Genomic DNA, 26,862 nt, shown 5'->3' with positions numbered 1-26,862 from the left:
CTCGGGCACGACCCGTCTCGACCGAGGTATTCGGCGTGGATCGTCACGGGCCATGCGGATGCGACTTGCTCCCGCGTCCGGCAGGCTTCACATTGGCCAGGTCCACTGCAGGAGTTCCAGATGACAGTTCACATCGGCGCAAAGCCCGGAGAAATTGCTGAAACCGTTCTCATGCCGGGCGATCCCTATCGCGCGAAATGGGCGGCAGAGACATTCCTGGAAAATCCGAAACTGGTGAACGAGGTGCGCGGGATGCTGGGCTATACCGGCACCTGGCAGGGCAATCGGGTGACCATCCAGGGGTCAGGCATGGGCATGCCGTCCCTGTCGATCTATGCCAACGAGCTGATCCGCGACTATGGCGCGCAAACCCTGATCCGCATCGGCTCCTGCGGCGGGATGCAGCCGCAGGTCGGCATTCGCGATGTGATCATCGCAATGACGGCCACCACGATCACATCGCCGTCTTCGGGGATCTTCCGCGAGGTGAACTTCGCCCCCGTCGCCGACTGGTCACTGCTGCGCGCGGCTGTGGACGCGGCCGGAAAAAAGGGTGCAAGGACACATGTTGGCGGCATCTACTCGTCGGACGTGTTCTATGCCGAACGCCCCGACCTTGATGAACAGATGGTGCGCCACGGAATCCTCGGGGTCGAGATGGAGGCGGCAGAGCTTTACACGCTCGCCGCGCGTCATGGCCGCCGGGCGTTGGCCGTGCTGACCGTATCGGACCATCTGCAAACCGGAGAGGCGCTGCCATCGGAAGACCGCGAACGCAGCTTCGGCGACATGGTCGAAATTGCGCTGATGGCGGCGTTTGACGGCGGTTAAGACACATCGTTCAGAAGCGGGGACCGGTTTCGGACAGCATGGGAAGGGCAATTCAGTTTTCCCGCGACATGGCCGAGCGGCCCCATTTCTTGACCCGCCCTGTCCCCTCGCTTCCTTGGAAATGAAGACATGTCAAAAATGACATGTCTTCATTTGCTGATTGGCACAGGGCGCATGGCGCAAGTTGATGGTCGACGGGGCCGAGGTCCGCTCCGCCCGAAGGAGCCCTGCCCAAGAAGGGCAGCGCCAGACCGGAAGCGGGCATCACAACATCGGTCCGGGCCACATTGTCTCTCAGCTTTGCCCCGGCGGGAGGTAAGGAAAGGAAACACTGCGAGATGCGTCCGCCCATCGCGCCAGAGCTGCGCCGAAAGGTCCGGTCACGGCTCTTGCGTGACAGGCAGTCCCGCGCTCCCTGCCGGGCTTCGAGCCTTGACCTCGGGCTTTGCCAGACAGGTCGCGCACCCGGCCCTCGCGCCATCCGGGCCGGAAAGGCCTGGCAGCCCGGTCAGCACCGCTCGGCACGTTCTTCTGACCGGGGTCGGAGAACACGCAGGCAGGCACCCGAGATGCACGACAGTCGACAGCCCCCGGTTCTGGTCAGATGAAGACATGTCATTTTTGACATGTCTCCAATCAAGGCTCGGCACCGGGCGCATTGTGATCAAAGCCGGGAACCGGGCCCCGGCGCATCGGACATGAGCCATCAACACGCCAATTCGCGGTGCGAAACCGCATCAAGGAAAGACACCCGGACGCCGCGGCCGCCACCGGCTCAGTTGCCGTGCCCGCCCGCATATCCGTTCCGCGCGGGGCTCTGCCACCCGGCGAGGGCCGCAGGCTCCGGGGCGAGAACCTCGACCAACAGCGGATGACAAATGGCCACGTCCGATGAATGTTCGGACGAACAATCGCCCCCCGGACAGGCGCTCAACGCGCCCAGCAGGTCGATCTCGGCAAAGAACTCCAGGTAGTCGCCTGGCCTTACCGGGCTGGCCTTCATGAAATACTGGCCGGTGTCACGGGTAAAACCCGTACACATGAAAACATTCAGCACATCGTGTACATGCGGCTCTGCCTGCGCCACCGGCACGTCCAGATGCCGCGCCAGCGCGCGGGTCAGGTTGGAATGGCAGCAGTGGTGATAGTGCCCGCCCGCCAGCAGGTTATGGGTATAGGGATCGCAGCGTGTGCCGATCACGTCATGCACCGCCCCGCCAAAGCCGTCCCTGCCGTACCAGCCCAGGCTGTCGTGGGTGATCGTGGCCATCGGGCGCAACCCAGGAAAGGATGACCACATGCGCTGGCCGGTGGTGATATGGGTGCCATGCAACGCGCGGGTCTTGCCGCTGTAAAACCGCTCGGACAGGTCGGCGGCATGCCACAGGTTCAGGTCGCCCACCTGCGGCCCTTCGATGCTGGTGATGCGAAAGAAATGGCCCGCGGGCACGCTGAAGGTCGCCGCGTCGCGCGGCGGGACCGTGACCTCATCCACCTTGCGCAGGGTCTGCCGCGCCGCGGTGTATAGCGCCATGTCAGGCTGCGGCAGGCTCTCGACAGGGTAGCAGATCACCGGCGCCACGGCGCGGCGGGCATCGGCATCAGGCGGGGACAGGGGCATGGCGCATCTCCGGATCGGTTCCGCCAGACCCTGACCCGACACGGGCCCCGAGTAAAGGTCAGGTCCCTTGCATTGCGGCATCCCCGGCGCAATCATGGCGCTGACACATCCACGGGGGGAACCGACATGCGGATCATCGGACCGCTGCTGGCGCTGCTGCTGGCCACCACAGGCGCCGCCGCACAGGACGGCTGGGGCAACCTCGACGCGCTGCTGCTGAGCAGCCTGTCGAACACGGGCAGCATGGAAGCGTCCTATTGGCTGCCCGACAGCCCCGATCCCGCGGCGGCGCAGGTGGCCATCGGGGTGGCCTATGTCCATATTCCCGGCTCGGCGGGCAGCGTTTCCATCGGTTCCGGCATTTTCCGAAAGGGCGCTGCGGGCTGGCAGATGGCCGCCCCGGTCACCGGCCTGTTCGGCCACGAACCACGTGCGCACCAGTTCCAGAACGGGCAGGTTCAGCTGCTGACCACGATGCTCGGCCCCGGTGAGCCGCGATGCTGCCCCACGCAGGAGGCGATGTGGCGGATCGACCTGACCACCGGGCAGGCCGAGCGGATCTACTGACCCTCAGGCGGTCTGTCCCGCCATCCGGCCCGAATGCAGGCAGCCGCCCAGGAACGTGCCCTCCAGCGCGTTGTACCCGTGATAGCCGCCCCCGCCAAAACCGCAGACCTCGCCCGCCGCGAAAAGGCCCGGCAGCACCGTCCCGTCCGGGCGCAGGACACGGCCCTGCCGATCGCTGTGCAGCCCGCCCAGCGACTTGCGGGTGATCACATTCAGCCGCACGGCGATCAGCGGGCCGTTCTTCGGGTCAAGGATCTCGTGCGGCTTCGCGGTGCGGATCAGCCTGTCGCCCCGATAGGCCCGCGCGCCCCGGATCGCGGTGATCTGCGCATCCTTGGAAAACGGATTGGTCAGTTGCAGGTCACGCGCCCTGATCTGCGCGCGGATATGGTCCAACGCCAGCGGGTGCTCCGGCGTCAGCCTGTTCATGCCCGCCACCAGGGTTTCCAGATCGTCGGCCACCACGAAATCGGGCCCTTTCTGCTTAAAGGCTTCCACCGCCGGGGTCGCGCCCTTGCCCAGCCGCGCCTGCAACACCTCGCGCCAGCCGCCCTCGGTCAGGTCGGGGTTCTGCTCCGACCCCGACAGGGCGAATTCCTTTTCGATGATCTTCTGCGTCAGGATGAACCAGCTGTGTTCTCCGGCCTGCAGAATCCGCCGCAATGTCCCCAGCGTGTCAAAGCCGGGCAGACAGGGTGCTTCCATCCGCGTGCCCTTGGCGTCGAACCACAGGGACGACGGGCCGGGCAGGATGCGGATGCCGTGGTTGGGCCAGATCGGGTTCCAGTTCTCGACGCCCTCGCAGTAATGCCACATGCGGTCGGTGTTGATCGTGCCGGCACCGGCCTCTACCGCGATGCCCTGCATCTTGCCATCCACATAGTCCGGCACCCCCGCCACCATCCGCGCGGGCGGTGCGCCCAGCCGGTCGCGGGGCCAGTTGGCGCGCACCAGGTCATGATCGCCGCCGATCCCGCCGGTGGTCAGCACAACCGCCTCCGCCGCGTGTTCGAATGCAGCCGTGACATTGCGCGACGTGCTTTGGCCCCGCGCCGCGGTGCTGTCCTCCAGCACGTCGCCCCGCACGCCGGTCACATGGCCATCCGTCGTGACCAGATCTGTCACGCGGTGGCGAAAGGCCAGCCTGATCTTTCCGGCGGCGGCGTAGTCGGTCATCAGCCGGACGAAGGGTCTGACCACCCCGGTCCCGGTGCCCCAGGTGATGTGAAACCGCGGAACGGAGTTGCCGTGCCCGCCCGCCAGGGCGCCGCCCCGTTCGGCCCAGCCCACGACAGGGAACCAGCGCATGCCCAGATCGTGACACCACCGGCGCATGTCGCCCGCCGCCCAGTCGATGAAATCTTCGGCACAGGCGCGGGGGTTCGCGTCTTCTTCGCGGTCGAACTGTGCCGATCCCATCCAGTCGCTCAGCGCCAGCTCGGCGCTATCGCGGATGCCCAGACGACGCTGTTCGGGAGTGTCCACCATGAACAGACCGCCGAGCGACCAGAACGCCTGCCCGCCCAGCGACTGCGGCGCCTCCTGGTCCAGCAGCAGCACCCGGCGCCCGCGCAGCACCGCCTCGTGCGTGGCGACCATCCCGGCCAGACCGGCGCCCACGACGATCACATCCGCCTTGAAATCATGTTCCGACATGCGCGTTCCCCCTCGGGGACGATCCTGCCCGTTCTGACCCCATCCTGTCGAGGGCAACGCGGGGGCAAGCTGTCAGAGGCCCGGTTTCTCCAACCCGGCCAGGCACTTGTCAGGCTTGCCATTGGCGCGATAGGCCTCTGCCCCGCAGGTCACGCAATTGTATCTCATCAATGCGCCCTTGGCCCCGGCACGGTCCTCGCGCCAGCGGCACTTGCGGGTGTCGGCGTGGCGGTGGGCATAGATGGCAACGGCGATCACCGCGATGACGAAGAAAATCGGTGCAAGCATGTCGCTCATATAAGATGCGCGGCGGGTCATGCCACCCGCCGCACGCCCGACACGTTCAGATGGTGGACATCAAACGGTCCGTTCGACCATCAGTTTCTTGATCTTGGCAATGGCCGCCGCAGGGTTCAGACCCTTGGGGCACGTCTTGGCACAGTTCATGATCGTGTGGCAGCGGTACAGCTTGAAGGGGTCCTCCAGATCGTCCAGCCGCTCGCCCGTGGCCTCGTCCCGACTGTCGATGATCCAGCGATAGGCATGCAGCAAGGCCGCCGGCCCCAGGTAACGGTCGCCGTTCCACCAGTAGCTCGGGCAGGAGGTCGAGCAGCAGGCGCACATGATGCATTCATAAAGCCCGTCGAGCTTCTCGCGGTCGTCGATGGACTGCCGCCACTCCTTCGCGGGCGCGGGCGTCTCGGTCTCCAGCCAGGGCTGGATGCTGGCGTGCTGGGCGTAGAAATGCGTGAGATCCGGGATCAGGTCCTTGACCACCGGCATATGCGGCAGCGGATAGATCTTCACCACGCCCTTCACCTCGGCCACGCCATAGGTACAGGCCAGCGTGTTGATCCCGTCGATGTTCATCGCGCAGGAACCGCAGATGCCCTCGCGGCAGGACCGGCGGAAGGTCAGGGTCGGGTCGATCTCGTTCTTGATCTTGATCAGCGCGTCCAGGATCATCGGGCCGCAATTGTCCATGTCCACGAAATAGGTGTCCAGCGCCGGGTTCTTGTCGTCGTCGGGGCTCCACCGGTAGATGTGGAACTCCTTGAGGTTGCTGGCCCCTTCGGGCTTGGGCCATGTCTTGCCGCTGGTCATGCGGGAATTCTTGGGGAGCGTCAGCTGAACCATGTAGCATCTCCTGTTCTGGCGTCGCCGCCGGTTTCAATCGGGCCCCGTCAGGGGGCATTCAATTCCTGCCTGCCCTACCGGGCAAACAACGTGTTCTGTTCGGCCTGCATCACGACCTTGAATCCAAGACTGTCGATCATGCCCAGAAGGTCGCTGTCCCAGTCCCCTGCGTGATCGGTTTCCACCAGCATCACATCCGGCAGCCAGCCCCCCGCCGCCAGCAGCGGGCCCAGGGCCGCGGGCTCCGCGCCCTCGACGTCGATCTTCAGCACCGACACATCGTGCCCCGCCGCTTCCTCCACGAAATCCAGCAGGGGCCGCACCGGCACCAGCCTGCCCCCGTGACGAGACCGCCGCTTGACCGGCATCAGCGACGCCTGGCCAAAGTTGTTGCCGTGGAAATTCAGCATCGCCTCGCCGCGTTCCGCCGCCAAGGCACAGCCTTCGATCCGAACCACATGACCCAGCCCGTTCAGCTGCACATTATGGCCCAGCCGCCCGATCATCACCGGGTTCGGCTCGAATGCGATCACCCTGCTGCCTTTGCCCGCCGCCAGGGCCAGCGGCACGGCAAAGGCCCCGCAATTCGCCCCGATATCCAGGACAAAGGCATTGCGTCCCTCGACCGCTTCGATCAGCGCCGTCAGCGATTTCATCTCGGGCGGCTGGCCATTCAGCCAGATTATCCTGTCAGTATAATTGTCGCGCGGATCCACATACATGCGGATGCCCGCGAAATCGACCACCGCAGGCGGCAGGGCCGCCATCAGCTTTTTCCGCAGGGGCCGGTCCGCCGCCCGGAACGCCGCGCGCATCGCCTCCAGGGTCAGCGATTCCGCGACCGGTTCGAAGACAGGATGCGGCAGGGCATTCATGGCTCAGCCCAGCCCGGCTTCGAGCGTGCGGGCCTGCAGACAGGTCCGCGTCTCGGGCCGTGCGAGGATGTTGCGCACCACCGAGACCGTGGTCTCGTCCACGCCGACGACCGCAGCGCGGGCGAATTCGCGCACTTCCATCGCATCCGCGTAGTCGATGATGCAATCGGTGAAGGGCGTGATCAGCTGCTTGGGCACCTGCGGAAAGCGGGTGGCAAGCGTTTCCGTCACCACCCCCTTGGCGCCCGCGCGGGCGGTACTGTCCACCGCTTCGGTCACTTCGGTACAGGCGGCAAGGCCAGCCAAGCCGAGGGCGATAGCCGCAAGACGCATATCAGTAGACCCGCGCCTTGGGGGCAATCTTCTTCAGGTCGATCCCGCCCTCGTTGTGGCTGGTCAGCGGCTTCAGATGCACGCCACGGAACCCCAGCGAGGCTTCGTTGCCCTTGAACCAGATCAGGCTGTGCTTGCGCCAATTCTCGTCGTCGCGGTCGGGATAATCCTCGTGCGCGTGGGCGCCCCGGCTTTCCTTGCGCGCGGCGGCTGCCGTGATCGTGGCGACCGCGTTGGGCATCAGGTTGGTCAGCTCAAGCGTTTCCATCAGGTCCGAGTTCCAGACCAGCGACTTGTCGGTCACGTGCAGATCGTCCAGCTTGCCGGCGACGCCTTCCATCTTCTTGCGGCCCTCTTCCAGCGTCTTGTCCGTGCGGAAGACTGCGGCATCGGCCTGCATCGTCTTTTGCATCTCAAGGCGCAGCTCCGCCGTCGGCACATGGCCGTTGGCATAGCGCAGCCCGTCGAACCGGCTGAACGCCGCCTCGACCGACCGCTTGTTGGGCGTCGGCACCGGGGCGTTCGCATCCACGACTTCCTTGGCGCGGATCGCGGCGGCCCGGCCAAACACCACGAGGTCGATGAGCGAGTTCGAGCCAAGGCGGTTCGCGCCGTGAACGCTTGCACAGCCCGCCTCGCCCACGGCCATCAGGCCGGGCGACACGTTGTCGGGGTTGTCCTTGGTCGGGGCCAGCACCTCGCCCCAATAGTTCGTGGGGATACCGCCCATGTTGTAGTGCACGGTGGGCAACACCGGGATCGGCTCTTTCGTCAGGTCCACACCGGCGAAGATGCGCGCGGATTCACTGATGCCCGGCAGGCGCAGGTCCAGCGTTTCGGGCGGCAGGTGGTTCAGGTGCAGGTGGATGTGGTCGCTGTTCTCGCCCACGCCGCGGCCTTCGCGGATTTCCATCGTCATGCAGCGTGAAACAACGTCGCGCGATGCCAGATCCTTGTAGGTGGGGGCATAGCGTTCCATGAACCGCTCGCCCTCGGAATTGGTGAGGTACCCGCCCTCGCCCCGCGCGCCTTCGGTGATCAGGCAGCCCGCGCCGTAGATGCCGGTGGGGTGGAACTGCACGAATTCCATATCCTGCAGCGGCAGCCCCGCCCGCGCGGTCATCCCGCCGCCGTCGCCGGTGCAGGTATGCGCCGAGGTGGCGCTGAAATAGGCGCGGCCATAGCCGCCGGTGGCCAGCACGACCATCTTGGCCGCGAAAAGGTGCATGGTGCCGTCGTCCAGCTTCCAGCACAGCACGCCCTGGCAGACACCGTCGTCGGACATGATCAGGTCGATGGCGAAATACTCGATGTAGAATTCCGCGTTGTTCTTGAGGCTTTGACCGTAAAGCGTGTGCAGGATCGCGTGTCCCGTCCGGTCGGCGGCGGCACAGGTCCGCTGCACGGGCGGGCCTTCGCCGAACTCGGTGGTGTGACCGCCAAAGGGCCGCTGATAGATCTTGCCCTCTTCGGTGCGGCTGAAGGGCACGCCGTAATGCTCCAGCTCGTAGACCGCCTTGGGCGCTTCGCGCGCCAGATATTCCATCGCGTCGGTGTCGCCCAGCCAGTCGGACCCCTTGACGGTGTCGTACATGTGCCACTGCCAGTTGTCCGGGCCCATGTTGGACAGCGACGCGGCGATGCCGCCCTGCGCGGCCACGGTGTGCGACCGGGTCGGGAACACCTTGGAGATACAGGCCGTGCGCAGGCCCTGCTCCGCCATGCCCAGGGTCGCGCGCAGGCCCGCACCGCCCGCCCCCACGACCACCACGTCGTATTCGTGGGTTTCATACTCATATGCAGCCATTTTCGGTCTCCCCTCGGGAATGAATGGATCAGAGCGCCAGGCGCGCGATGGCGAAAACGCCAACCGCCGCCGCGCCGTAGCTGAGACAGGTCATCAGGATGATCGCGATCTTCTGTGCAATCCCGTGCACGTAATCCTCGATCAATACCTGCACCCCGTCGTTGAAATGCTTGAAGCCGACCACCAGCGTCAGCGCCGCGATGATCGCGGGTGTCGGGCGGCTGTAATTGGCGAGGATCTCTTCGTAGGTGCCGCCCAGCGCCGATCCGAACGTAAAGACGAACAGCGGGATCAGGATCAGGAGCGCGACGGAACTGACCTTCATCGCCCAGAAATGCGCGGTTCCGGACTTGGCCGACCCGAGGCCGACGGCGCGTTTGCGGTCTGTCAAATAAGCCATCAGTCTCTCCTTACACGATAACGACGGTGAGCAGCGTCAGCAGCACCGAACCGCCCAGGCAGGCCCAGCCCAGCTTTTCCGCCGTGGGCACGTCCAGCGCGTAGCCGTTGTCCCAGATCAGGTGCCGGATACCGGCCAGCGTGTGATACCAAAGCCCCAGCACGCTGAGGAACATGATCAGGTCGCCGAACCAGCTGGTGACAAAACCGTTGACCACATCGAAGTATCCCTCGCTCGTCGCCGCAGCCAGGAACCACCAGACGATCAGCAGCGCGGCGATCAGCATGGCATTGCCGGTGATGCGCGTCAGGATGGATGTCATGGAGGTCAGTTGCGGACGGTAGATTGTCAGATGCGGTGACAGCGGGCGATTGCCCCGGTTTACATCGGCCATATGCTGGTCCTTTGATGTGGTTGGCTTTATTCGGTCTTTGGCTGCCCTAGTGATAGCGATTTTTACCGGAGTGTCACGAGGGCACACAGCGCCGGTGCGCGGTTTTATGTCCCGGTTTGCCCGAAAACGGCGGCAATTCAAGCAAAATCCGAATTTGTGATCACACGCGCATTTTGTGTGATCACAGCCTCACGACTCAGCGGCAAAGCGCCGCCAACCAGCCGCCCGCCCGTCCGACGGCGGAGGTCTTGCAGGCCCTTCCCAACAAAAAAGGCGCGCCTGGCGAGGCGCGCCCTGTCAGTTCTTTGCGGAAATGGCTCAGGCCAGGCTGTCGTCGATGCCCTTGCAGGCATCCACCAGCCCTTTGACCGCCTTGACCGAATTGTCGAACATCGACTGCTCGTCCTTGTTCATGGAAATCTCGACGATCCGCTCCACGCCGCCGGCACCGATCACGGTCGGCACGCCGACATAGAACCCGTCAAGGCCATAGGCGCCATCCACGTAGGCGGCACAGGGCAGGACGCGCTTCTGATCCTTCAGATAGCTCTCCGCCATTTCGATCGCAGAGGTCGCCGGGGCGTAGAACGCCGACCCGGTCTTCAGCAGGCCGACAATCTCGGCGCCGCCGTCACGGGTGCGCTGCACGATGGCGTCCAGCTTGTCCTGCGTGGTCCAGCCCATCTTGACCAGATCCGGCAGCGGGATACCCGCAACGGTGGAGTACCGCACCAGCGGCACCATGGTATCGCCATGGCCGCCCAGCACAAATGCGGTGACGTCCTTCATCGACACATTGAATTCGGTCGCCAGGAAGTGGCGGAAACGGCCCGAATCGAGCACGCCAGCCATGCCGCAGACCTTTTCGTGCGGCAGGCCCGAGAATTCGCGCAGCGCCCAGACCATCGCGTCCAGCGGGTTGGTGATGCAGATGACAAAGGCATCCGGAGCGTGCTGGGCGATGCCCTCGCCCACGGATTTCATGACCTTGAGGTTGATGCCCAGCAGGTCGTCCCGGCTCATCCCGGGTTTGCGCGGCACGCCCGCGGTGACGATGCAGACGTCTGCGCCAGCAATATCGGCGTAGTCCTGCGTGCCCGACAGGGCAGCGTCGAACTTGCCCGCCGGACCCGATTCCGCGATGTCCAGCGCCTTGCCTTCGGGGATACCTTCCGAGATGTCGAAGAGGACGACATCGCCCAATTCCTTCAGTGCCGCGAGATGTGCGAGTGTACCGCCGATTTGCCCCGCGCCGATCAGCGCGATCTTGGGTCTGGCCATGGTATGTTCTCCGTCAGGGTTGCGTTGCGGTGCGGCATAGCGAAATGCGACGCGCCCTGCAAGTTCGCGCTTGGGGCAGGGTCAATCGGATGGTGGTCAATCGCACAGGCCAGAACGATGAAAGGCCACCCCAGGGGGGCGGCCTTCCGAAAGCGCATGACCGAACAGGCGGTCACTTGCGGATGCTTAGTCTTCGTACTCGGGCAGTGCTTCGAGACGCTCTTCGGTGCTGTCGATGTAGAACCGGTAGTCGGAGCCATCGGCGTTTTTCATCACCTGGATCTTGTCGAACTCGACCAGAACCGGCTTTTCACCAATCCCGAGGAAGCCACCGACGTTGATCACGGCGCCGGTCAGCTTGCCGTCGTCGCCAACCATCAGGTTGTCGATTTCGCCGACGGTTTCGTCATTGGCACCATAGACGTAGGAACCGTTGATCTCTTCCGAGGTCAGTGCTTCGACTTCGGCCACTTCAGCGTTCTGGTAGCCTTCGACCTCGTACTCAGGGCGGGTCATCTCGGCAGCTGCGTTGTCTGCGGTCTGCTCCATCGAGTCGCCAGCGTCTTCGGCCATCTGCTCGGTGTTTTCGGCAGCGTTTTCAGCGGCCTGCTCGGTTTCCTCAGCAGCGTTTTCGGCCATCTGCTCAGTGTTTTCGGCAGCGTTTTCGGCAGCCTGCTCGGTTTCCTCTGCAGCGTTTTCAGCCATCTGCTCGGTGTTCTCGGCAGCGTTCTCGGCTGTCTGCTCGGTCTCCTCGGCAGCGTTTTCGGCCATCTGCTCGGTGTTCTCAGCAGCGTTTTCGGCGTTCTGCTCCATGGCATCATCCATGTCGCGGTCAAACTCCGGCATGCTCTCAAGAGCTTCCTTAGTGGTGGAAACCACGAGGAAACGGTCGCCCATGTCGCCGTCTTCGGTCAGCACGGTGATGTCGTCCATGGAAATGGCGACGTCACGCTCGCCGATACCAAGGAACCCGCCGACGCCCAGGATCACGGCGCGGACACTGCCGTCGCTCGCGACGATGATGTCGTTGATCTCGCCGATGTCGTCCCATTCGGTCTCGGCGCCGTCCGCAACGGTCTGCGAGGCGTCAACTTCGTTTTCGGAATTGTAGATGCGCATGCCGATCAGATCGCTGGCGTAAAAATCGCCCTGTTCGAACTCGACGGCGTCCATGTTCATATTGCCGGTATTCGATTGTGCATAAGCGCCGGTCGTCAGTGCGACGACAACAGCCGTTGTGCTCAGAAAGCGTTTCATTATAGTCCTCCTTCGTGTGTTACGGTGGCGTGCACCGCTTGATGAACGAACACGGTCGCGCCCAGCGGGTTCCACGAAAAAGTGAGTTTATTTCGCCCGTTATAATCTATGACATACCATGTTTGATCTGACGTTTTTTCTGATCGCGGGACCCGCAGTCTTCTTTGCCGGAATATCCAAGGGCGGGTTCGGATCCGGCGCGGCTTTTGCTGCCGCAAGCATCCTCGCCCTCGTTGTCGAACCCGGTCAGGCCCTGGGCGTGATGCTGCCGCTGCTCATGCTGATCGACGTGAGCGCCCTGCGCCCCTACTGGCGGAAATGGAGCGCGCCGGATGCCCGGGTGCTGATTATCGGCGGCCTGCCCGGCATCGTTCTTGGCGCCGCGCTGTACCGCGTCGCGTCACCGGATCTCTTCCGCCTCCTGATCGGCGGCGTATCGGTCGCCTTTGTGGTCTGGCAGGTGAGTCTGGCAAGGGGGTGGCTGCGTCTTCGCGCACATCGCCTGTCGGACCGCGCCGGTCTGGCGCTCGGTGGGGTCATGGGGTTCACCACATTCGTCAGCCACGCGGGCGGTCCGCCCGCCGCGGTGTTCCTGCTGACACGGGGCCTGACCAAAACCCAGTTCCAGGCCACCACGGTCCTGATCTTCTGGGTGCTGAATATTGTCAAGTTTCTGCCCTATGCCGCGCTTGGCATGTTCACGGCACAGACCTTCATGGCCAATCTCGCACTGGCCCCCTTTGCCCTGCTGGGCACCTGGGCCGGGGTGCGGGCGCACCGCCTGGTGTCGCAACAGCTGTTCTTCGGCCTGACCTACGTGCTGCTGACAATCACCGGGGTCAAGCTGATCTGGGATGGCCTTACCTGAACGCAGGCCATCCACAATAGATGTCACACGACATCCGTATTAGTCTGAAAATCGCGCCCTCAGGCGTCCTCGCCGCGCACCGGAAGCGGCTCAACCACCTCTTCATACGCCTGCCCCGAGGCGACGAGGCAGGTCATACCGCCCGGAACAGTCACCGTGATGGTCCAGCTTCCCGTCTCGTCCGAGGCGAAAACCTCCACCACCGCGTTGTTGGCACCCAACCCGATGGACTGACGCGTCTCGCCGTAACCCTCCGCCAGCCGCGCCACGACGATGTCGCGCGGCCCGCAATTGCGCGAATTTTGTGCCAGCACATCCGTCGTAGCCGTCAGATAGATCACGGCACCGGTGGTCAGCGCCGCCATGTTGAACAGTTTTGTCCTGCGTTCCATTGTCCCGCCTTTGCTCTGATGGCCACGCCGGTTCCTGCGGATCAGCCGGGCCGCGCCCGGCGTGACCCGAGCGGGCCAGGTTTCAAACGCCGCCCCGCCCCTGCGGCGCTGACGATGCCCAAATCATGGCGGTCAATGCTTGAAATACTGGTTAACGGTCCGACCGCAGGCCGCTGCGACTTCTTTTCGCTGCGCTGCGGCAGGTTTCCTCTTGAACTTTTCAAACAAAAATGAGCATCTGCGCGCAACAATATGTCCACGCCACCGCAACACGCGGTCAACCCAACCGGAGGCTCCATGTCCAAGCTCACCCGCCCCCTGCGTTCCGCCCTCTATATCCCCGGCTCCAAACCCCGCGCGCTGGACAAGGCCCGCAGCCTGCCCTGCGATGCGATCATCTTCGACCTTGAGGATGCGGTCAGCCCGGACGAGAAATCCGCCGCCCGCGCCACGCTGGCCGACGCGCTCAAGGAAGGCGGCTATGGCGCGCGGCTCAAGGTGATCCGCATCAACGCGCTGGACACCGACTGGGGGCAGGATGACGCGCAGGCCGTCCGGGACATGGGCGCCGATGCCATTCTGCTGCCCAAGGTGGAAAACCCCGCCCACCTCGAAGCACTGGCCGAAATCGTCGGTGACCTGCCGCTTTGGGCGATGATGGAAACACCGGGCGCGATGCTGAACGCCGCCGCCATCGCCGCGCACCGGTCGCTTCAGGCCATGGTCATGGGCACCAACGACCTGGCCAAGGACCTGCAGACCAGGTTCCGCGCCGACCGCCAGCCGCTGATCACGGGCCTCGGGCTGTGCGTGCTGGCCGCCAAGGCGCATGAACGCGCCATCATCGACGGTGTGTACAACGCCTTCAAGGACGACGAGGGCCTGCGCGCCGAATGCGCCCAGGGCCGCGACATGGGCTTTGACGGCAAGACGCTGATCCACCCCGCGCAACTCGATGTCGCGAACGAGGCCTTCTCGCCGACCGAGGAAGAAGCCGACCTCGCCCGCCGCCAGATCGCGGCCTACGAGGAAGTCATCGCCTCCGGACAGAGCGTCGCGGTAGTGGACGGCAAGATCGTCGAAAACCTGCATGTTGCAACCGCACGCGAAACACTGGCAAAACTGGAGGCAATCGCAGCCCTCAGCGCGGAGTAGCGCCATGTTCCTTCTGATCCTCGGCCTCATCCTCTGGGTGGGCGCACATTATTTCAAACGCCTCGCCCCCGATGCCCGTGCCAGACTGGGCGACCCCGGCAAGGGGCTGGTGGCCGTGCTGATCGTGGCGGGGGTGGTCCTGATGGTCATCGGCTACCGCGGGGCCGATTTCATCCCCGTCTGGAACCCGCCCGGCTTCCTGGTCCATGTCAACAACCTGCTGATGGTCCTGGCCTTCTGGATCTTCGGCTCTTCCGCCGCCAAGGGGGCCAAGGCCTGGCCCGCCTACAGGACCCGCCATCCGCAACTGCTCGCGGTCAAGACCTGGGCCGTGGCGCACCTGCTGGTGAACGGCGATCTGGCCTCGATCATCCTGTTCGGCGGCCTGCTGGCCTGGGCCGTGGTCAGCGTGATCCTGATCAACCGCGCCGAACCCGGCTGGACCCCGCCGCCCCACGCGGGCCGCGCGACCTACATCCGGCTGGTGGTCATCACCGCCGTGATCTTTGCCGTGGTCGTCGGCATCCACACCTGGCTGGGCGTGTCGCCCTTCCCCGCCTGAACCCTGACGGAGCCTGCATGAAACTCTATCGCTTCCTGTCCGCCGAGGACACATCCGCCTTCTGCCACAAAGTCACCGAGGCCCTGAACAAGGGCTGGGAGCTTTACGGCTCACCGACCCAGACCTGGGACCACGCCGCCGGGATCATGCGCTGCGGCCAGTCGGTCGTGAAAGAGGTCGAAGGCACCTACACCCCCGACACGAAACTGGGGGACCACTGATGGCCAAGACCAACGCCGGACGCTTTTTCGAGGATTACACCCTGGGCGAAACGATCCGTCACGCGGTGCCGCGCACCGTCAAGATGGGCGAACGCGCGCTCTACCACATGCTCTACCCGGCGCGGCACGCGCTGTATTCCTCCGACCAGTTCGCGCAAAGCTGCGGCCTGCCGTTCAGCCCGCTGGACGACATGGTCGCCTTCCATGTGGTCTTCGGCAAAACCGTGCCGGACGTGTCGCTGAACGCCGTGGCGAACCTGGGCTACGCGCAGGGCCGCTGGCTGGCCCCGGTCTGGCCCGGCGATACGCTGCGCAGCGAATCCGAAGTGATCGGGCTCAAGCAGAACTCCAACGGCAAGACCGGCGTGGTCTATGTGCGCACCACCGGGTTGAACCAGCATGACGAACCTGTGCTGGAATATGCCCGCTGGGTCATGGTGCGCAAACACGACCTGGACGCGCCCGCCCCGGAAACCGCGCTGCCCGACCTGCCGGAGGCGGTGGCGCCCTCCGATCTCGTGATCCCCAAGGGCCTGGATTTCAGCAACTACGATTTCGAATTGGCAGGCGAGCCGCACCGCTGGGGCGACTACGAGGTGGGCGAGCAGATCGACCACGTCGACGGCGTCACGGTGGAAGAGGCCGAACACATGATGGCCACCCGCCTGTGGCAGAACACCGCCAAGGTGCATTTCGACACCTCCGCCCGCCCCGACGGCAGCCGCCTGATCTATGGCGGCCATGTGATCTCCATGGCCCGCGCCTTGTCCTTCAACGGGCTGGCCAATGCGCAGATGGTCGTCGGCCTGAACGGCGGCGCACATGCCAACCCCTGCCTCGCCGGCGACACGATCCGCGCCTGGTCCGAAGTGCTGGACAAGGCCGAAACCTCCGCCCCCGGCGTCGGCGCGATCCGCCTGCGGCTGGTGGCGACCAAGGGGGGCGAGCCGTTCAACCTGAAGGGCGAGGACGGCAAATACCTGCCCGACGTGCTGCTCGACCTCGACTACTGGGCGCTGATGCCGATGTGACGGCGCGGGACCGGATCAGCGACATGGCCGCCTGCCCCCATGTGACCCGAGGCGCAAGGCAGGCGGCGCATCCGGCCATTTTTCCATTGCATTCCGCCTGCACAGGACTTTCCCTGTGACGGACCCTGCAGGAGGCGCCAGACATGACCGGTCGACAACTCTATCTCGGGCCTTTGACCGACAACCGGCGCTGGGACATGGTGCGCCTGCGCGGCGACGATGTGATCGTGGCCTCCCCGCCGAAATGCGGCACCACCTGGATGCAGACGATCGTCGCCCTGCTCTGCTCCGGCGATCCGGAGATGGAAACCGAACCGACGGTCCGCATGCCCTGGGTCGACATCCGCGTCCGCGAGATGGCCGAGGTCGCCGAGCGGATCGAGGCGATGAACCACCGGCGCTGCCTGAAAAGCCATACACCGATGGACGGGCTGCCGCTGGATGACCGGGTCCAGTACATCTGCGTCTTTCGCCACCCGCTCGACGCGCATTTCTCCTATCGCATGCACCTGCGCAACATGCCGATGCCGTTCTTCACGCTCTGGTATCCGGAGGACGACCAGGACGGCACCACCTTCCGACGCTTTCTCGACGGCGGCCCCGAAGGTTTCGACGGCGATGCCATGCCGCTTGCCCACATCCTCAGGCACTATACCACCGCCCTGGCGCTGGCCGACCGCCCGAACGTGGCCCTGTTCCACTACGCCGACATGCGCCGCGATCCACCCGGCACATTCGCCCGCGTGGCGGAGGTGCTGGACATCACCCATCCGCCCGCTGTCATGGACCAGCTGCTGCGCGCGGCCAGCTTTGACCACATGCGCGCCAACGCCGCGCGATATGCGCCGGGGGGCGGCAGCGGGTTCATGAAGTCGGACGCGGACTTCTTTCACAGCGGCAGCAGCGGCAAGTGGGTCGGAACCCTGACCGATGCCCAGCTTGCCGCCTACGACCGCGCTATGGATGCCGCGCTTTCACCGGACCAAAGGGCCTGGCTGGAATACGGATCGCGCGGGCGGCGCTGACCTGGCCGCACCGGATCGGTCGCCGCCGCCCCCGATTCCAGACGGTGTGACGGCAACCTCCGGGCCATATTTCATTGACATTTCGCTAATCTCAGCGGTTTTGTGATCACAGGATTTCGACGTGTGATCACAAAATGCACTTTGCCCTTTCAATATCCTTTCATCTGCTAAATCGTGATTTGCGACAGATAAGACTCGCGCGCAGCGCGCCGATCTTGAACCAACAACGGGATCCATTTGCGATGAACATCCACGAATACCAGGCCAAAGCCCTCCTGCGCAGCTACGGCGCGCCCGTCTCCGATGGCCGCGTTGTCCTCAAGGCCGAGGACGCCAAGAATGCCGCTGGCGAAATGGATGGCCCGCTCTGGGTGGTAAAGGCGCAGATCCACGCGGGTGGTCGCGGCAAGGGCAAGTTCAAGGAAGCGGACGCCGGTGACGCAGGCGGTGTGCGTCTGACCAAATCCGTGGAAGAGGCCGCCGAACAGGCCAAGAAGATGCTGGGCCGCACCCTGGTCACGCATCAGACCGGCCCGGCGGGCAAGCAGGTCAACCGCATCTACATCGAAGACGGCTCCGGCATCGAGACGGAGCTTTATCTGGCTCTGCTGGTGGACCGCCAGACCAGCCGCGTGTCCTTTGTCTGCTCCACCGAGGGCGGCATGGACATCGAAGAGGTCGCCGCCTCCACCCCTGACAAAATCCTGTCGTTCTCCGTCGATCCGGCCACGGGCTACCAGGCGTTCCACGGCCGCCGCATCGCCTTTGCCCTCGGGCTGGAAGGCAAGCAGGTCAAGCAATGTGTCGGGCTGATGGGCCTGCTCTACAAGGCGTTCCTGGAAAAAGACATGGAGATGCTGGAGATCAACCCGCTGATCGTCACCGACGGCGGCGACCTCAAGGTGCTGGACGCCAAGGTCAGCTTTGACGGCAACGCGATCTACCGCCACGCCGACATCGCCGAGCTGCGCGACACCACCGAAGAAGACCCCAAGGAACTCGAAGCCTCCAAGTACGACCTCAACTACATCGCGCTGGACGGCGAGATCGGCTGCATGGTCAACGGCGCGGGTCTGGCGATGGCGACGATGGACATCATCAAGCTTTACGGGGCGGAGCCTGCCAACTTCCTCGACGTGGGCGGCGGTGCGACCAAGGACAAAGTGACCGAAGCGTTCAAGATCATCACCAGCGACCCGCAGGTCAAAGGCATCCTGGTGAACATCTTCGGCGGCATCATGCGCTGTGACGTGATCGCCGAGGGCGTGATCGCCGCGGTCAAGGAAGTGGGCCTCAAGGTGCCGCTGGTTGTCCGTCTCGAAGGCACCAATGTCGAGAAGGGCAAGGAGATCATCAACAACTCCGACGTCGATGTGATCGCCGCCGAAGACCTCAAGGACGGCGCGCAGAAAATCGTGAAGGCCGTCAAAGGGTGAGGACCTGTCCGGCCATAAGGCCGGCGAAACCTCCGGTGGAGGTTTCGAGGTCCGAACGGGCGGAGCCCCGGCAATGGACCTGTCCGGCCATAAGGCCGGCGAAACCTCCGGTGGAGGTTTCGAGGTCCGAACGGGCGGAGCCCCGGCAATGGACCTGTCCGGCCATAAGGCCGGCGAAACCTCCGGTGGAGGTTTCGAGGTCCGAACGGGCGGAGCCCCGGCAATGGACCTGTCCGGCCATAAGGCCGGCGAAACCTCCGGTGGAGGTTTCGGGGTCCGAACGGGCGCGGCCCCGGCGTCGCTCCCGTGCCCTCTACCGGAACCTCTGCGCCGCTCGGCCATTTTCCTTGCACAGGAACATTTTGAAAGGTTGACCATGCAGGAAAAGATGCGCACTTCACCCCTTCTCTCCGGCCTTGCCCTTTTGGGTGCGGGTTTGCTGGTCCGGCGCTGGCAGCCGGATCTGCTGACCCTGCCCGACGACGAGGACGACGCCCGCGGACATGACCGGGGCATCCGCCGCGCCGCGCGCAAGTCGCGTGACGGGCTGGCGGGCGCGCTGCCGGGGAATTTGACCGGCTCCATCGCCCGGTCGCTGATGATCATGGGCGCAGGGCTGATCCTGGTCCGCGCGCTGGACGAACTGGTCGAGGACGAGGACCGCCTGTTTTGATCCGAAACGCGCTTCATATCGCGCTTCTGGCGGGGCTTGCTGCACCGGGTGCCGTCGCGGGCACCCCCAGGCAGGCCCTCATCTCCATCGAAGCCTTCAACACCTGGTGCTTCAAGGCGGGCCAGACCGTCGCCGACGCCCGGCGCAACATGCAGGCCGACGGCGCGCCCTTTACGCTGACCTTCTGGGACGACAGCCTTGAGCCGCGCCCGGCGGATGCCCCCGAAGGCGTCGAGCGTCGCTGCGAGGTGGCATTCGACGGCGACTACACCGTCGAAGCCATCGCCGCGCTGCGAGCCCAGATGGCCAGGCCGCCGGTCTTCGGCACGCCGATCCCCCTGCCCGACACCCACACCGCGACGACCGACACCGCCCTGATCGAGGGGCGAGAGCTGCTGCGGGGCCGCGTTGCCGTGGTCCACGTCGGCATCCGCAACGCCCCCGACGCCCCCGTCACCTTCATGTCCGTCGACCGGCTCTATTCCGGTCTTGGCCTGCCGGGGGGATCATGACTGTATCGCGCGCCCCGCGGCCCTGCCCGGTCCTGCCGCGCAATGCACCTGCCTGACCCCAAGGAGAAAGCGATGAACCCCAAGAAACAACCCTTTGCCCGCGTCCTCGGCATCCTCGTTCTGGGTGCCGCGCTGTCAGGGTGCAACACCAACCGCGCCAACGACGGCGTCCGCGCCGGACCCCAGGCGGTGCATCCCAGCACATCGGCGCTGGCCCAGGGCGCCGTCGCGGTGGCCCCGGTCGTCACAACCAGCTGCGGCGGCCTGGGCGAGGCACCCTGCACGCCGGACGCCGCCTACACCCCCGTCCCCGGCGACGGATCGCAACCCATCATCGACTGAGCCGCGCGCCGGTCGGAACCCACGAACGAAATCAACTGAAGGAGACGCGGCACATGGCCGTACTTGTAGACGAAAACACCAAAGTCATCTGTCAGGGCCTCACCGGGTCACAGGGGACCTTCCACACCGAACAGGCCATCGCCTATGGCACCAAGATGGTCGGTGGCGTGACCCCGGGCAAGGGCGGGCAGACGCACCTTGACCTGCCGGTGTTCAACTCCGTCCACGAGGCGATGCATGTGACCGAAGCCAATGCATCGGTGATCTACGTGCCGCCGCCCTTCGCGGCGGATTCGATCCTCGAAGCCATCGACGCGGAAATGCCGCTGATCGTCTGCATCACCGAAGGTATCCCCGTGCTCGACATGATGCGCGTCGCCCGCGCACTGGACGGATCGAAATCCCGCCTGATCGGGCCGAACTGCCCCGGTGTCATCACGCCGGACGCCTGCAAGATCGGCATCATGCCCGGCCACATCCACAAGCGCGGCACCTGCGGTGTCGTCAGCCGCTCCGGCACGCTGACCTACGAGGCCGTCAAGCAGACCACCGACCTGGGCTATGGCCAGTCCTCCGCCGTGGGCATCGGCGGCGACCCGATCAAGGGGACCGAACACATCGACGTGCTGGAAATGTTCCTGGCCGACGATGAAACCGAGAGCATCATCATGATCGGCGAAATCGGCGGCTCCGCCGAGGAAGAAGCCGCGCAGTTCCTTGCCGACGAGCGCAAGAAGGGCCGCTGGAAGCCCACCGCCGGTTTCATCGCCGGTCGCACCGCGCCTCCGGGCCGCCGCATGGGCCACGCAGGCGCCATCGTCGCCGGTGGCAAGGGCGGCGCCGAGGACAAGATCGAGGCGATGAAATCCGCCGGGATCGTCGTCGCCGACAGCCCCGCCACGCTGGGCGAGGCCGTCAAGGCCGCCATCGAAAAGGGCTGATCGCCCGCTGCCGACGGAGACGCAGATGACCTTTGCAAAGGCTGTCCTAACCTGCCTTCGGCGCTATGCCACGTTTTCGGGCCGCGCGCCGCGCCCGGAATACTGGTATTTCGCGCTGTTCGGGTTCCTGGGCAGCCTGCTGCTGGGTTTCGTGGACAACATGCTGTTCGGTGATCCGGTGGTGCAGACCGCGCCCGGTTCCGTCACCGTGGACAGCAGCGGACCCATCGCCTCCGTCTTCGGGCTGGCCATCCTGATCCCGTCGCTCGCCGTTGGCTGGCGGCGGATGCACGACACGGGCCGGTCCGGTCTCTTCCTGCTCTACCCGTTGATCGTCATCGTGGGGATCAGCATCTTCGTCAGCGTCGCAGGCGGTTTCGGCGCCGTGCTGTCCGGAGACGTCGCCGCCCTCTTTGCCGGGGCTTTCGGTATTATCCTGATGCTGGCGGCGATCGTCGCCTTCATCTCTCCTTTTCTGGTGCTGTGGTGGCTCACCCGCCCCAGCCAGCCCGGTCCCAATGTGTACGGTCCCAACCCTCGTGAGGTGTCATCATGACCAAACAGCCCGCCAATGACCAGTTTCAGGCGTCATCCTTCATGGAAGGCCAGAACGCCGATTACCTTGAACAGATGTACGCCCGATACGCCAACGATCCCGCCGCCGTGGACGCGGCATGGGCCGCGTTCTTCGACGCGATGGGAGACGAGGACAGCACGGTCAAGGCCGAGGCGGCAGGCCCCTCCTGGGCGCGCAGCGACTGGCCCCCGGCCCCGGCGGGCGAGGACTTCGGCGCGCTGACCGGCATCTGGCCGGAACCGACCGAGGCAAAGGCGGCGGGTGACAAGATCACCGCGAAGGCCGCCGAACGGGGGGTAGAGGTCTCGACCGAGCAGGTCCGCGCCGCCGTGCTCGATTCCGTGCGCGCGCTGATGCTGATCCGCGCCTACCGCATTCGCGGCCATCTCGCCGCCACGCTTGACCCGCTGGGCATGCGCGACACCGGCGACCACGCGGAGCTGGACCCGAAATCCTACGGTTTCACCGATGCGGACATGGACCGCCCGATCTTTCTCGACAACGTGCTGGGCCTCGAAGTGGCCAGCATGCGCGAAATCGTCGATATCGTGAAACGCACCTACTGCGGGACCTTTGCGCTGCAGTACATGCACATCTCCGATCCCGAACAGGCCGGCTGGCTGAAGGAACGGATCGAAGGCTATGGCAAGGAGATCACCTTTACCAAGAACGGGCGCAAGGCGATCCTGAACAAGCTGGTGGAGGCCGAGGGATTCGAGAAATTCCTGCATGTGAAATACATGGGCACCAAGCGTTTCGGCCTGGACGGCGGTGAATCCCTGATCCCAGCGATGGAGCAGATCATCAAGCGCGGCGGCGCGCTGGGGGTCAAGGAGATCGTGATCGGGATGCCCCACAGGGGCCGCCTGTCGGTATTGGCCAACGTGTTGCAAAAGCCCTACCGCGCCATTTTCAACGAATTCCAGGGTGGCAGCTTCAAACCCGAGGATGTGGACGGATCGGGCGATGTGAAATATCACCTCGGCGCGTCGTCGGATCGCGATTTTGACGGCAACACCGTGCACCTCAGCCTGACTGCCAACCCCAGCCACCTTGAGGCGGTGAACCCCGTGGTGCTGGGCAAGGCCCGCGCCAAGCAGGACCAGCTGAACGATACCGACCGGACCAAGGTGATGCCGGTCCTGCTGCACGGCGACGCGGCCTTTGCAGGCCAGGGTGTCGTGGCCGAATGTTTCGCGCTCTCGGGCCTTCGGGGGCACAAGACCGGCGGCACCATGCACATCGTCGTGAACAACCAGATCGGCTTTACCACCGCGCCGCATTTCTCGCGCTCTTCGCCCTATCCGACGGACAACGCGCTGGTGGTCGAAGCGCCGATCTTCCACGTCAACGGCGACGACCCGGAGGCGGTCGTCCACGCCGCCCGCGTCGCCACGGAGTTCCGGCAGAAGTTCCACAAGGACGTGGTGATCGACCTCATCTGCTACCGCCGCTTCGGTCACAACGAAGGCGACGAGCCGATGTTCACCAACCCGATCATGTACAAGAAGATCAAGGGCCAGAAGACGACGCTCAGCCTCTACTCCGACCGGCTGGTCCAGGACGGTCTCGTCCCCGAGGGCGAGATCGAGGACATGAAGGCCGACTTCCAGAAGAAGATGAACGAGGAATTCGAGGCCGGTAAGGACTACCGCCCCAACAAGGCCGACTGGCTGGACGGCAAGTGGTCGCATCTCGACCGGTCGAAGAACAAGAAATACCAGCGCGGCAAGACGGCGATTTCCAAGGAAACCCTTGCCGATGTGGGCAAGGCGCTGACCACTGCGCCCGACAGCTTCCCCCTGCACAAGACGGTGGGGCGCCTGTTGGACGCGAAGGCCACGATGTTCGAGGAAGGCAAGGGCTTTGACTGGGCCACCGCCGAGGCCATCGCCTTCGGTTCCCTGCTGACCGAGGGCTACAAGGTCCGCCTGTCCGGCCAGGACAGCGCCCGCGGCACCTTCAGCCAGCGCCATTCCGCCCTGATCAACCAGGAGACCGAGGACCGCTATTATCCCCTCAACCACATCCGCGAGGGTCAGGCGGAATACGAGGTCATCGATTCCATGCTGTCGGAATACGCGGTGCTGGGCTTTGAATACGGCTATTCGCTGGCCGAACCCAACGCGCTGACCCTGTGGGAGGCGCAGTTCGGCGATTTCGCCAACGGCGCGCAGATCATGTTCGACCAGTTCATCAGCTCGGGCGAAAGCAAATGGCTGCGCATGTCCGGTCTCGTCTGCCTGATGCCCCACGGCTACGAAGGCCAGGGGCCGGAACACTCCTCTGCCCGGCTGGAACGGTTCCTGACCATGTGCGGCGGCGACAACTGGATCGTGGCCAATTGCACCACGCCCGCCAACTACTTCCACCTGCTGCGCCGCCAGCTGCACCGCAGCTACCGCAAGCCGCTGATGCTGATGACACCGAAATCCCTGTTGCGTCACAAGCTGGCGGTCTCGACGGCAGAGGAATTCACCACCGGCAGCAGTTTCCACCGGGTCCTGTGGGACGACGCGGAAAAGGGCAACTCGGACACCAAGCTGGTGGCGGACGACAAGATCAGGCGCGTCGTCATGTGTTCGGGCAAGGTTTACTACGACCTGCTGGAAGAGCGCGACAGCCGCGGGATCGACGACATCTACATCCTGCGCTTCGAACAGTTCTACCCCTTCCCCGCGCAATCCTCGGTGAAGGAACTGGAGCGGTTCAAGAATGCCGAAATGATCTGGTGCCAGGAAGAGCCCAAGAACCAGGGCGGCTGGAGCTTCATCGAACCGAACATCGAATGGGTCCTTGGCCGCATCGGTGCGAAACACGGTCGCCCGACCTACGTCGGCCGCGCCACCGCCGCCTCTCCCGCGACGGGACTGGCCAGCCAGCACAAAGCACAACAAGCCGCTCTCGTTGACGAGGCGCTGACCATCGAAGGAAAGTAACCCATGACCGAAGTACGTGTGCCCACCCTGGGCGAATCCGTGACCGAAGCCACCGTCGCCACCTGGTTCAAGAAACCCGGCGACACCGTGGCGGTCGATGAAATGCTCTGCGAGCTGGAAACCGACAAAGTCACCGTCGAAGTGCCCAGCCCCGTCGCCGGGACCCTGTCGGACATCGTCGCCGAAGAGGGTGAAACCGTGGGTGTCGATGCCCTGCTCGCCAATATCTCCGAAGGCGACGAAGGCTCCGACGACGCGCCCAAGGCAAAGGAAGCGGCCAAGGACGACAAGGCGGAGTCCGCTTCCGAACGCGGCCAGGACACCCCGAAATCCGTCGATGCCGGTGCCGAGGAAATGAAGCCCCGCGATCCCGCCGACGATGTGGACGTCATGGTGCCCACCCTGGGCGAAAGCGTGACAGAAGCCACCGTCAGCACCTGGTTCAAACAGGTCGGCGACACTGTCGCGCAGGACGAGATGCTGTGCGAGCTGGAAACCGACAAGGTCAGCGTCGAGGTTCCCGCCCCCGCCGCGGGCACCCTGACCCAAATCCTGGCCGAGGAAGGCAGCACCGTCGAGGCCAACGGCAAGCTTGCCGTGATCTCCGGCGCCGAAGGCGGCTCTGCCTCCGCCCCCGCGCAGGAAAGCGCGCCGCCCCCCGCCGCCGCCGACAGCAAGAGCGGCAAGGACGTGGAGGACGCCCCCTCCGCCAAGAAGGCCATGGCCGAGAACAACATCAGCCGCGATGCGGTGACGGGCACCGGCCGCGACGGCCGCGTGATGAAGGAAGACGTGGCCAAGGCGATCGCGGCGGGCAATTCCGCCGCGTCAACGCCGGAAGCGAAGTCCGCCCCCCGTGCGCCGTCCGGCGCCGACGATGCCGCGCGCGAGGAACGGGTCAAGATGACCCGCCTGCGCCAGACCATCGCGCGCCGCCTCAAGGAATCGCAGAACACCGCCGCGATGCTAACCACCTACAACGAGGTGGACATGACCGCGGTGATGGACCTGCGCAACGAATACAAGGCGCTGTTCGAAAAGAAACACGGGGTGAAGCTGGGCTTCATGTCCTTCTTCACCAAGGCCTGCTGCCACGCCCTGAACGAAGTGCCGGACGTCAACGCCGAAATCGACGGCACCGATGTGATCTACAAGAACTACGTTCACATGGGCATCGCCGTGGGCACCCCCACCGGCCTCGTGGTGCCGGTGGTCAAGGACGCCGATTCCATGTCCTTCGCCGAGATCGAAAAGACGATCAACAGCCTGGGCGCCAAGGCCCGCGACGGCAAGCTCAGCATGGCCGACATGCAGGGCGGCACCTTCACCATCTCGAACGGCGGCGTCTACGGCTCGCTCATGTCCTCGCCCATCCTGAACCCGCCGCAATCGGGCATTCTGGGCATGCACAAGATCCAGGACCGCGCGATGGTGGTGAACGGCGAAATCGTGGTGCGCCCGATGATGTACCTCGCCCTCAGCTACGACCACCGCATCGTCGACGGCAAGGGGGCGGTCACGTTCCTTGTGCGCGTGAAAGAGGCGCTGGAAGACCCCCGCCGCCTGCTGATGGACCTGTAACCCCCCGCGGCGGCCCGCCACGGGCCGCCACCCCCTCGCTAGGATTTGGATACCATGACCGAAATCACCATTCTCATCGCCTATGGCCTGCTGGTCATGGTCACGATCCTCCTGCAGGTGCTGGGCGCCATGACCCAGCTCTCCATGGGGTACCTGATGTCCGCCCGCGACGACAATCGCGGCACCACGGGCATGGTCGCGCGGATCGAACGGGCGCTGAACAACTCCATCGTCGCGATGACGCTTTTTGCCCCCGCCGTGCTGATCCTCGTGATCACGGAACAGACCAATCCCACGACCTTGCTGGCCGCACAGGTCTTCATGATCGCGCGCATCATCTACCTGCCGGTCTATGCGATCGGCGTCCCCGCGGTGCGCACACTGGCCTGGCTGGCGGGCTTCCTCGCCACTGCCGTCCTCTACTTCCAGGCGCTTTGAAAGGTCTCCC

The 26,862-nt window shown here is 64.6% G+C and carries 29 protein-coding genes; 17 read left to right on the top strand and 12 right to left on the bottom strand.

The features are described 5' to 3' along the window. Window positions 1-120 precede the first annotated feature (120 nt). The gene (deoD, locus tag FIU94_RS09065) at window positions 121-831 is read left to right on the top strand and encodes a purine-nucleoside phosphorylase (RefSeq protein WP_152465498.1); all 711 of its coding nucleotides are present in this window, start codon (window positions 121-123) and stop codon (window positions 829-831) included. Between the two features lie 775 nt (window positions 832-1,606). Here the strand turns inward: deoD and FIU94_RS09060 are convergent. Continuing rightward, the gene (locus tag FIU94_RS09060; protein WP_152465497.1) at window positions 1,607-2,452 is read right to left on the bottom strand and encodes a DUF1989 domain-containing protein; all 846 of its coding nucleotides are present in this window, start codon (window positions 2,450-2,452) and stop codon (window positions 1,607-1,609) included. A 126-nt stretch (window positions 2,453-2,578) separates the two neighbouring features. Between FIU94_RS09060 and FIU94_RS09055 the strand changes: the two genes are divergently transcribed. Further along, on the top strand, window positions 2,579-3,019 hold the full coding sequence (locus FIU94_RS09055) for a hypothetical protein (RefSeq protein WP_152465496.1): 441 nt from the start codon (window positions 2,579-2,581) through the stop codon (window positions 3,017-3,019). Between the two features lie 3 nt (window positions 3,020-3,022). Here the strand turns inward: FIU94_RS09055 and FIU94_RS09050 are convergent, their stop codons facing one another. The 10 genes from FIU94_RS09050 to FIU94_RS09005 form a co-directional block, all read right to left on the bottom strand. After that, window positions 3,023-4,675 carry an FAD-binding dehydrogenase gene (locus FIU94_RS09050; RefSeq protein WP_152465495.1) on the bottom strand — a complete coding sequence of 551 codons (1,653 nt, stop codon included), beginning with the start codon at window positions 4,673-4,675 and terminating at the stop codon, window positions 3,023-3,025. A gap of 72 nt (window positions 4,676-4,747) precedes the next feature. After that, entirely contained in the window at window positions 4,748-4,963 is a 216-nt protein-coding gene (locus tag FIU94_RS09045; protein ID WP_152465494.1) for a hypothetical protein, read from the bottom strand. 69 nt (window positions 4,964-5,032) lie between these two features. After that, a complete protein-coding gene (locus FIU94_RS09040) occupies window positions 5,033-5,812 on the bottom strand; it encodes a succinate dehydrogenase iron-sulfur subunit (RefSeq protein ID WP_152465493.1) in 780 nt (259 codons plus the stop codon). A gap of 74 nt (window positions 5,813-5,886) precedes the next feature. Further along, window positions 5,887-6,687: an FkbM family methyltransferase gene (locus FIU94_RS09035; RefSeq protein WP_152465492.1), complete on the bottom strand. Its 801-nt coding sequence runs from the start codon at window positions 6,685-6,687 to the stop codon at window positions 5,887-5,889. Between the two features lie 3 nt (window positions 6,688-6,690). Further along, entirely contained in the window at window positions 6,691-7,020 is a 330-nt protein-coding gene (locus tag FIU94_RS09030; protein ID WP_152465491.1) for a hypothetical protein, read from the bottom strand. A gap of 1 nt (window position 7,021) precedes the next feature. Beyond that, entirely contained in the window at window positions 7,022-8,827 is a 1,806-nt protein-coding gene (sdhA, locus tag FIU94_RS09025; RefSeq protein ID WP_152465490.1) for a succinate dehydrogenase flavoprotein subunit, read from the bottom strand. Window positions 8,828-8,855: 28 nt separating this feature from the next. Beyond that, window positions 8,856-9,227, bottom strand: a complete 372-nt coding sequence (sdhD, locus tag FIU94_RS09020) for a succinate dehydrogenase, hydrophobic membrane anchor protein (protein WP_152465489.1) — start codon at window positions 9,225-9,227, stop codon at window positions 8,856-8,858. A gap of 10 nt (window positions 9,228-9,237) precedes the next feature. Beyond that, complete coding sequence (gene sdhC / locus FIU94_RS09015) at window positions 9,238-9,621, bottom strand: succinate dehydrogenase, cytochrome b556 subunit (RefSeq protein WP_152465488.1); 384 nt, start codon at window positions 9,619-9,621, stop codon at window positions 9,238-9,240. A 318-nt stretch (window positions 9,622-9,939) separates the two neighbouring features. Next, window positions 9,940-10,902, bottom strand: a complete 963-nt coding sequence (gene mdh, locus FIU94_RS09010; protein WP_152465487.1) for a malate dehydrogenase — start codon at window positions 10,900-10,902, stop codon at window positions 9,940-9,942. A gap of 186 nt (window positions 10,903-11,088) precedes the next feature. Then, the gene (locus tag FIU94_RS09005) at window positions 11,089-12,159 is read right to left on the bottom strand and encodes a PRC-barrel domain-containing protein (RefSeq protein ID WP_152465486.1); all 1,071 of its coding nucleotides are present in this window, start codon (window positions 12,157-12,159) and stop codon (window positions 11,089-11,091) included. A 118-nt stretch (window positions 12,160-12,277) separates the two neighbouring features. Here FIU94_RS09005 and FIU94_RS09000 point away from each other — a divergent pair, with 118 nt between their 5' ends. Next, entirely contained in the window at window positions 12,278-13,027 is a 750-nt protein-coding gene (locus FIU94_RS09000; protein ID WP_152465485.1) for a sulfite exporter TauE/SafE family protein, read from the top strand. A gap of 59 nt (window positions 13,028-13,086) precedes the next feature. Here FIU94_RS09000 and FIU94_RS08995 read toward each other — a convergent pair whose 3' ends face one another. Next, window positions 13,087-13,419 (bottom strand): hypothetical protein, encoded by a 333-nt coding sequence (locus tag FIU94_RS08995; protein ID WP_152465484.1) that lies wholly within the window; start codon window positions 13,417-13,419, stop codon window positions 13,087-13,089. 297 nt (window positions 13,420-13,716) lie between these two features. Here FIU94_RS08995 and FIU94_RS08990 point away from each other — a divergent pair, with 297 nt between their 5' ends. From FIU94_RS08990 to FIU94_RS08925, 14 genes are all read left to right on the top strand, one after another. After that, window positions 13,717-14,574 carry a CoA ester lyase gene (locus FIU94_RS08990; RefSeq protein WP_152465483.1) on the top strand — a complete coding sequence of 286 codons (858 nt, stop codon included), beginning with the start codon at window positions 13,717-13,719 and terminating at the stop codon, window positions 14,572-14,574. A gap of 4 nt (window positions 14,575-14,578) precedes the next feature. Next, window positions 14,579-15,136 (top strand): NnrU family protein, encoded by a 558-nt coding sequence (locus tag FIU94_RS08985; RefSeq protein WP_152465482.1) that lies wholly within the window; start codon window positions 14,579-14,581, stop codon window positions 15,134-15,136. Window positions 15,137-15,153: 17 nt separating this feature from the next. After that, window positions 15,154-15,357 carry a DUF1737 domain-containing protein gene (locus tag FIU94_RS08980; RefSeq protein WP_152465481.1) on the top strand — a complete coding sequence of 68 codons (204 nt, stop codon included), beginning with the start codon at window positions 15,154-15,156 and terminating at the stop codon, window positions 15,355-15,357. Next, window positions 15,357-16,388 carry a MaoC family dehydratase gene (locus FIU94_RS08975; protein ID WP_152465480.1) on the top strand — a complete coding sequence of 344 codons (1,032 nt, stop codon included), beginning with the start codon at window positions 15,357-15,359 and terminating at the stop codon, window positions 16,386-16,388. Before FIU94_RS08980 ends, FIU94_RS08975 begins: the two co-directional genes overlap by 1 nt. Before the next feature lie 143 nt (window positions 16,389-16,531). Then, window positions 16,532-17,413, top strand: coding sequence for a sulfotransferase domain-containing protein (locus tag FIU94_RS08970; protein ID WP_152465479.1), 882 nt, complete (start codon window positions 16,532-16,534; stop codon window positions 17,411-17,413). A 242-nt stretch (window positions 17,414-17,655) separates the two neighbouring features. Next, window positions 17,656-18,849 carry an ADP-forming succinate--CoA ligase subunit beta gene (gene sucC / locus FIU94_RS08965; protein ID WP_152465478.1) on the top strand — a complete coding sequence of 398 codons (1,194 nt, stop codon included), beginning with the start codon at window positions 17,656-17,658 and terminating at the stop codon, window positions 18,847-18,849. A gap of 388 nt (window positions 18,850-19,237) precedes the next feature. After that, window positions 19,238-19,522: a hypothetical protein gene (locus FIU94_RS08960; RefSeq protein WP_254702491.1), complete on the top strand. Its 285-nt coding sequence runs from the start codon at window positions 19,238-19,240 to the stop codon at window positions 19,520-19,522. Then, window positions 19,519-20,034, top strand: coding sequence for a hypothetical protein (locus FIU94_RS08955; RefSeq protein ID WP_216643244.1), 516 nt, complete (start codon window positions 19,519-19,521; stop codon window positions 20,032-20,034). Before FIU94_RS08960 ends, FIU94_RS08955 begins: the two co-directional genes overlap by 4 nt. A 72-nt stretch (window positions 20,035-20,106) precedes the next feature. Continuing rightward, on the top strand, window positions 20,107-20,376 hold the full coding sequence (locus FIU94_RS08950) for a hypothetical protein (protein WP_152465476.1): 270 nt from the start codon (window positions 20,107-20,109) through the stop codon (window positions 20,374-20,376). A 53-nt stretch (window positions 20,377-20,429) separates the two neighbouring features. Beyond that, window positions 20,430-21,317 carry a succinate--CoA ligase subunit alpha gene (gene sucD, locus FIU94_RS08945; RefSeq protein WP_152465475.1) on the top strand — a complete coding sequence of 296 codons (888 nt, stop codon included), beginning with the start codon at window positions 20,430-20,432 and terminating at the stop codon, window positions 21,315-21,317. Between the two features lie 25 nt (window positions 21,318-21,342). Then, the gene (locus FIU94_RS08940) at window positions 21,343-21,873 is read left to right on the top strand and encodes a DUF805 domain-containing protein (protein ID WP_152465474.1); all 531 of its coding nucleotides are present in this window, start codon (window positions 21,343-21,345) and stop codon (window positions 21,871-21,873) included. Next, window positions 21,870-24,833: a 2-oxoglutarate dehydrogenase E1 component gene (locus FIU94_RS08935; protein ID WP_152465473.1), complete on the top strand. Its 2,964-nt coding sequence runs from the start codon at window positions 21,870-21,872 to the stop codon at window positions 24,831-24,833. The genes FIU94_RS08940 and FIU94_RS08935 overlap by 4 nt, the downstream gene beginning before the upstream one ends. A gap of 3 nt (window positions 24,834-24,836) precedes the next feature. Further along, window positions 24,837-26,414: a 2-oxoglutarate dehydrogenase complex dihydrolipoyllysine-residue succinyltransferase gene (odhB, locus tag FIU94_RS08930; RefSeq protein ID WP_152465472.1), complete on the top strand. Its 1,578-nt coding sequence runs from the start codon at window positions 24,837-24,839 to the stop codon at window positions 26,412-26,414. Between the two features lie 54 nt (window positions 26,415-26,468). After that, window positions 26,469-26,852, top strand: a complete 384-nt coding sequence (locus tag FIU94_RS08925; RefSeq protein WP_152465471.1) for an MAPEG family protein — start codon at window positions 26,469-26,471, stop codon at window positions 26,850-26,852. Window positions 26,853-26,862: the final 10 nt, after the last annotated feature.

Source organism: Sulfitobacter sp. THAF37 (genome assembly GCF_009363555.1).
GTDB lineage: Bacteria > Pseudomonadota > Alphaproteobacteria > Rhodobacterales > Rhodobacteraceae > Sulfitobacter.
Note: the sequence above shows the minus strand (reverse complement) of the source record. Positions and strands in the feature narration are given on the sequence as shown.